This window comes from Microbacterium sp. Kw_RZR3 (genome assembly GCF_029222405.1).
In the GTDB taxonomy this organism is placed as follows: Bacteria; Actinomycetota; Actinomycetes; order Actinomycetales; family Microbacteriaceae; genus Microbacterium.
Map to the genome: position 1 here is coordinate 1 of NZ_JARHXC010000141.1, position 4948 is coordinate 4948.

The 4948-nt window shown below is 68.3% G+C and carries 6 protein-coding genes and 2 tRNA genes; 2 read left to right on the top strand and 6 right to left on the bottom strand.

The window, feature by feature from the left end; all coding sequences use genetic code 11:
- Both tig and P2P98_RS07545 read right to left on the bottom strand, forming a co-directional pair.
- Positions 1 to 1516, bottom strand: a 1516-nt coding sequence (tig, locus tag P2P98_RS07540; RefSeq protein WP_275798661.1) for a trigger factor, incomplete at its 3' end; no start/stop codon positions are given.
- Between the two features lie 72 nt (positions 1517 to 1588).
- Positions 1589 to 1662, bottom strand: a tRNA-Pro gene (locus P2P98_RS07545).
- A 191-nt stretch (positions 1663 to 1853) separates the two neighbouring features.
- Here P2P98_RS07545 and P2P98_RS07550 point away from each other — a divergent pair.
- Positions 1854 to 1927: transfer RNA gene (locus P2P98_RS07550), tRNA-Gly, on the top strand.
- Positions 1928 to 1941: 14 nt separating this feature from the next.
- On the opposite strand, the gene P2P98_RS07555 is transcribed toward P2P98_RS07550, so the two are convergent.
- The 4 genes from P2P98_RS07555 to P2P98_RS07570 form a co-directional block, all read right to left on the bottom strand.
- On the bottom strand, positions 1942 to 2493 hold the full coding sequence (locus tag P2P98_RS07555; protein ID WP_275798663.1) for a hypothetical protein: 552 nt from the start codon (positions 2491 to 2493) through the stop codon (positions 1942 to 1944).
- A gap of 64 nt (positions 2494 to 2557) precedes the next feature.
- Entirely contained in the window at positions 2558 to 2908 is a 351-nt protein-coding gene (locus tag P2P98_RS07560) for an SdpI family protein (RefSeq protein ID WP_275798665.1), read from the bottom strand.
- Between the two features lie 100 nt (positions 2909 to 3008).
- Entirely contained in the window at positions 3009 to 3569 is a 561-nt protein-coding gene (locus tag P2P98_RS07565; protein WP_275798667.1) for a gamma carbonic anhydrase family protein, read from the bottom strand.
- On the bottom strand, positions 3566 to 4285 hold the full coding sequence (locus tag P2P98_RS07570) for a prolyl oligopeptidase family serine peptidase (RefSeq protein ID WP_275798670.1): 720 nt from the start codon (positions 4283 to 4285) through the stop codon (positions 3566 to 3568). Before P2P98_RS07570 ends, P2P98_RS07565 begins: the two co-directional genes overlap by 4 nt.
- 168 nt (positions 4286 to 4453) lie before the next feature.
- Here P2P98_RS07570 and P2P98_RS07575 point away from each other — a divergent pair, with 168 nt between their 5' ends.
- Positions 4454 to 4939: a DNA starvation/stationary phase protection protein gene (locus P2P98_RS07575; protein ID WP_058596062.1), complete on the top strand. Its 486-nt coding sequence runs from the start codon at positions 4454 to 4456 to the stop codon at positions 4937 to 4939.
- Positions 4940 to 4948 lie beyond the last annotated feature (9 nt).

The following is a 4948-nucleotide window of genomic DNA, read 5'->3' on the forward strand; positions in this document are numbered from 1 at the left end:
CGGCCTTCTTCTTCGCGGGGGCGCGCTTCTTGGCCGGAGCCTTCTCGGGCGCTTCGTCGGCCGGGGCCTCGTCAGCGGCGGGCGCGTCGTCGGCCTTCTTCTTCGCCGGGGCGCGCTTCTTGGCCGGAGCCTTGGCGGGGGCCTCTTCGGCGTCGATGACGGCGTCGGCGTCGGCCGCGGCATCCGCGATCTCCTGAGCCTCTTCGACGACCTCGTCCTCCGCGGCAGCCTCTTCACCCTCGACCGCGACGAATCCGGTCAGGTCGACGGGCTTGCCGTTGGTGTCGACGACGGTGACCTTGCCGAGCGCGATCGCGAGCGCCTTGTTGCGGGCGACCTCGCCGACGAGCGCGGGGAGCTGGTTGCCCTGCTGCAGCGCGTTCACGAAGTCCTGCGGCGCCATGTTGTACTGCGCGGCCGACTGGATGAGGTACTGGGTCAGCTCGTCCTGCGACACCTGCACGTCGGCGTCTTCGGCGATCTTGTCGAGCACCATCTGCGTGCGGAACTGCTTCTCGCTCGCCTCGGTGACCTCGGCGCGGTGGACGTCGTCCTCGAGACGGTTCTCGCCCTCGAGGTGATTGTGCACCTCGTCCTCGATGAGCTGCGGCGGGACGGGGATCTCGACGGCCTCGAGGAGGGCGTCGATGAACTTGTCGCGCGCGGCGGAGCCCTGCGTGAACACGGCCTGCTGCGAGACGCGCTCGCTGAGCGACTCGCGGAGCTCGGCGATGGTGTCGAACTCGGATGCCATCTGCGCGAAGTCGTCGTCGGCCTCGGGGAGCTCGCGCTCCTTGACGGCCGTGATCTTGACCGAGACCTCGGCCTCTTCGCCGGCGTGGTCGCCACCGACGAGCTTCGAGCGGAACGTGGTCTCCTCGTCGGCGGTGAGCGAGTCGATGGCCTCGTCGATGCCCTCGAGCAGCTCGCCGGAGCCGACCTCGTACGACACGCCCTCGGCGCGGTCGATCTCGGTGCCGTCGATCGTGGCGACGAGGTCGAGCTCGACGAAGTCGCCCTTCGCGGCGGGACGGTCGACCGTCACGAGCGTGCCGAAGCGCGCGCGCAGGCGGTCGAGTTCGGCGTCGATCCCCGCTTCGTCGGCCTCGACGGCGTCGACGGTCACGGTGATGCTGTCGTAAGCGGGAAGGTCGAACTCGGGGCGGACGTCGACCTCGACGTCGACGACCAGGTCACCCGAGAAGTCCTTGAGGTCGGGGAGCTCGACGATCTCGGCGTTGGGACGGCCGATGACACGCAGCTCCTGCGCCTCGACAGCCTCGCGGTAGAACCCGTCGAGACCCTCGTTGACGGCATGCTCGATGACGGCGCCACGGCCCATGCGCTGGTCGATGATGGGCGCGGGGACCTTGCCCTTGCGGAAGCCGGGGATCTGCACGTCGCGGGCGATGTGCTCGTACGCGTGCGCGATGCTCGGCTTGAGCTCGTCGGGCGAGACCGTGATGTGGAGCTTGACCCGGGTCGGGCTGAGCTTCTCGACGGTGCTGTTGACCATGCGGTGTGTTCTCCTTGTGTGGCCCGCGCGCACGCGGGGGCCGGCTAGGCCTGTGGTCTGGGGGCCGTCACGTCGGGGCGACAGGATTTGAACCTGCGGCCTCCCGCTCCCAAAGCGGGCGCTCTACCAAGCTGAGCTACGCCCCGGGGCGACGCGCAGTGCGCGTTCGACGAAACGACCCCTGAGAGTCTAGACGATCAGGTCGCGGGGGCTGTCGACCCTGGCATCCGGAGTTTCCCGCCGTCCGGGACGACACGGGAACGATGCGGGAACGACGCGGTGTTCATGGCACGCCCGCTCGTGAAGTAGAGTGGACGACGCTGCGGTTCGCCGCCGCGGGGATGTAGCTCAATGGTAGAGCCTCAGTCTTCCAAACTGATGGTGCGGGTTCGATTCCCGTCATCCCCTCCATATCACCGGACGTCTCACCTGTCGGGACCCCAGACCGAGAGAAGCTCTCGGATCGTGGCTTCGTACTGAATTCGGTCGAACGTCACGTCGATCCGATCGAAAGTCTCGAACGTCAGTGACTCCGTGAATTCGGTCTCATAACCCAGCTGTCGCCATCGGACCGTGGATTCGTCGAACTCGATGTGCGCGGTGACTGCCGGGCAACCGAGGTCCTCGCACTGAGGGCAGTAGAGGATGGCGGTTCGGCCCGTGTCGTAACGGACCCGGCTGTCTCCGGTTTCGCCCCGATCCTCGAGAAGGGCGAGGAGGCTCGTATACGCCCACGGGTGCCCCTGCTGCCCCGCGAGCATCCGCGTACGTTCGTCGGGAACCCGCCCCGAGGGAAGGCGCAGCAGCGAACGAAGACGGCGCTCATCGATCGTCCAGTCCAAGAATTCGACTGAGGAGCGGGTCTGCCGGACCCGCCCACCCGACCGGCTGGTCAGATCCCGCGAGTAGTCCTCCGCGGTCGCCCACTCCGTGCCCAGCGACACCGTCCCGCTCGATTCCTGGTCGATGGCGTCCACACCGCAAAAGTACCGGCGTCACGCCACGGGGCAGCTCCCCGCGCCGTCGCCCCTTCAGGCTTGGTCACAGCTCCTGGGCCACCTGCCCCGCAGCTCTGTTGGCCACGCCCGCGGCGATGATCATCCACAGCACGATCCACGCGCACCCTGCTAGTGCGGCGTAGATCGCGAACTCTTCTCCCGCGAACACCGCGGCAGCCGCCGCGAGGATCAGCCCGATGCCACCGACCGAGAACGATGTCGCCGCGGCGGCATGTCCGACGGTCCAGGCCTCGTCCGAGCGCACGGTCGTCGACGTGCGAACCCCGATCCAGAAGTTCATCGGCAGTGTCCGTCGGGAGGCACGGTACGCGGTCCACAGGATCAGGAGACCGGCGGCGAGAAGCGGAAGGGCGGTGCTGATGGCGATGATCATGGATCTCCTGTCTGCGGGCGAAGCTCCCAGCCTGCCCGGCGTCAGGAGCACGCTTCAACCGACGCGCCGGATTCGCCGGTGTCGCCCTCACGAGCGCTCGTCAGTCCTCCCACTCGATCCGTTCCTCGACGGTTCGCGCGTCGGCATGCCGCGCAGCGTGCCCGAGGTACGTCTCCGCGTTGCGCCGGATCTTCTCTCGCTCCTCCTCGGTCAGGGCTCGCCGCACCTTCGCGGGGACGCCGGCGACCAGCGACCCGGCCGGAATCACCATCCCCTCCAGCACCACCGCTCCCCCGGCGACGAGGCATCCCGGCCCGATCTCGGCACCCGAGAGGATCACGCTCCCCATCCCGATGAGGGAGCCGTCGCCGATCGTGCAGCCGTGGACGACCGCGTTGTGCCCGATCGACACGTCAGCTCCGATCCTGACCGGGCGTCCGCTGTCGACGTGGATCGAAACGTTGTCCTGCACGTTCGACCGCGCCCCCACGACGATCGCGGCGCCGTCCCCGCGCAAGACGGCGTTGTACCAGACGCTCGCCCCTGGCCCCAGGACGACATCCCCGATCACTCGAGCGCCGGACGCCACGAAAGCGTCGTCGCTGATGTCGGGTGTCGCGTCGGGGAGCGCGAGGATCGAAGCATCCGGGGCGATGGTCATGAAGCTTCCTTTCGTCGGTCGTGCCGTCGGCTGCGCACCCAGCCCTCGATGGCCGGCCAGTGGGGCCCCGCCGGGTCGATGAGCAGCATGTGGTCGAGGTGCGCGTACTCGAAGAGGTCGACGGGAGCGTCGGTCTCGCGGGCGCGTTGCGCGAAATCGCGACCGTGGCTCACGGGAACGCGGTCGTCGTCGGCGCCGTGCACGACGAGTGTCGGCACCCGCGAGGGCCGAGGGGCCGCGGCGTCGTAAGCGGCGGGTCTCTCCGAGGGGGACGTCCCCATGAGCTCGGCGACCGCGTCGGAGCCGATACGGGCGGCGTACCCTCCGACGAGATCGGTCACCGGGGCCAGCGCCACGATGAGCTCGGCCTCGTCAGCGCACACCAGGGCGAGGTGGCCGCCGGCCGAATGTCCGACCACCACGCGAACGGCGTCGGGAAAGATCTGGCGGGCACGCCGCAGCGCTGTACGCACATCGCTCTGCATGGCGACGATGTCGCGCTCGCGTCGGTACTCGATGTTCATCGCGGCCACGCCACCCTCGCCGCGGGCGATGCGCTCGACGAGCGGCTCCATCAGCTCAGCCGTGTAACGCGGGCGCCAGTACCCTCCGTGGACGAAGCAGAAGACGAGCTCAGCGGAGGCGTCGCCGACGATCCGTACCCATTGGTCGGGATGATCTCCGTACGCCTCGGTGCGCGGGGTGTTGTGCGGCATGTGCCGATCCTCACACGAGCGCGTCGACGGGCGCAGACGACGCGACGAGTGAGGTGAGGATTGCCTATTCATCAGGTATTTAGCCGAGCCTCAACTTGCTTGCGGAATGCTCCTGCGTGAGTAGCGTTACATCCATCAGACTTCGTTCGCTGCGAGAAGGAGCAGAAAATGAGCACCGTTCAGACCCCCGCCGCCACCACCGTCGACCCCACGATGGCCGCCGGCACCGCCCAGTTCCTCTCCCCCGTCGTCATCGGCCTCGAGGCCCTCGTCGTCAACGGCAAGCAGGCGCACTGGCACGTCCGCGGCTCGAACTTCATCGGCGTGCACGAGCTCCTCGACTCCGTCGTCGCACACGCGCAGGACTGGGCCGACCTGGCCGCTGAGCGCATCGTCGCCCTGGGGCTCCCGATCGACTCCCGCCTGTCGACCGTTGCGGCCAAGGCGAAGGCCACCGAGGTTCCCGCCGGCTTCGCGCCGTCGGACGTCGTGATCCGCGCCGTCATCGCCGACATCGACGCCGTTCTGGTCGACATCGAGGCGGCGATCGAGGGCCTCGACGAGATCGACATGTCGAGCCAGGACGTCGCGATCGAGATCAAGCGCGGCCTCGACAAGGACCGCTGGTTCCTCTTCGCGCACCTCGCCGCGTAGGACCTCTCT

Excerpts from the sequence above, each read along its gene's own strand:
- P2P98_RS07560 (WP_275798665.1), bottom strand. The coding sequence starts at position 2,908 with ATGATCATCGCCATCAGCACCGCCCTTCCGCTTCTCGCCGCCGGTCTC.
- P2P98_RS07565 (WP_275798667.1), bottom strand. The coding sequence starts at position 3,569 with ATGACCATCGCCCCGGATGCTTCGATCCTCGCGCTCCCCGACGCGACA.
- P2P98_RS07570 (WP_275798670.1), bottom strand. The coding sequence starts at position 4,285 with ATGCCGCACAACACCCCGCGCACCGAGGCGTACGGAGATCATCCCGAC.
- P2P98_RS07575 (WP_058596062.1), top strand. The coding sequence starts at position 4,454 with ATGAGCACCGTTCAGACCCCCGCCGCCACCACCGTCGACCCCACGATG.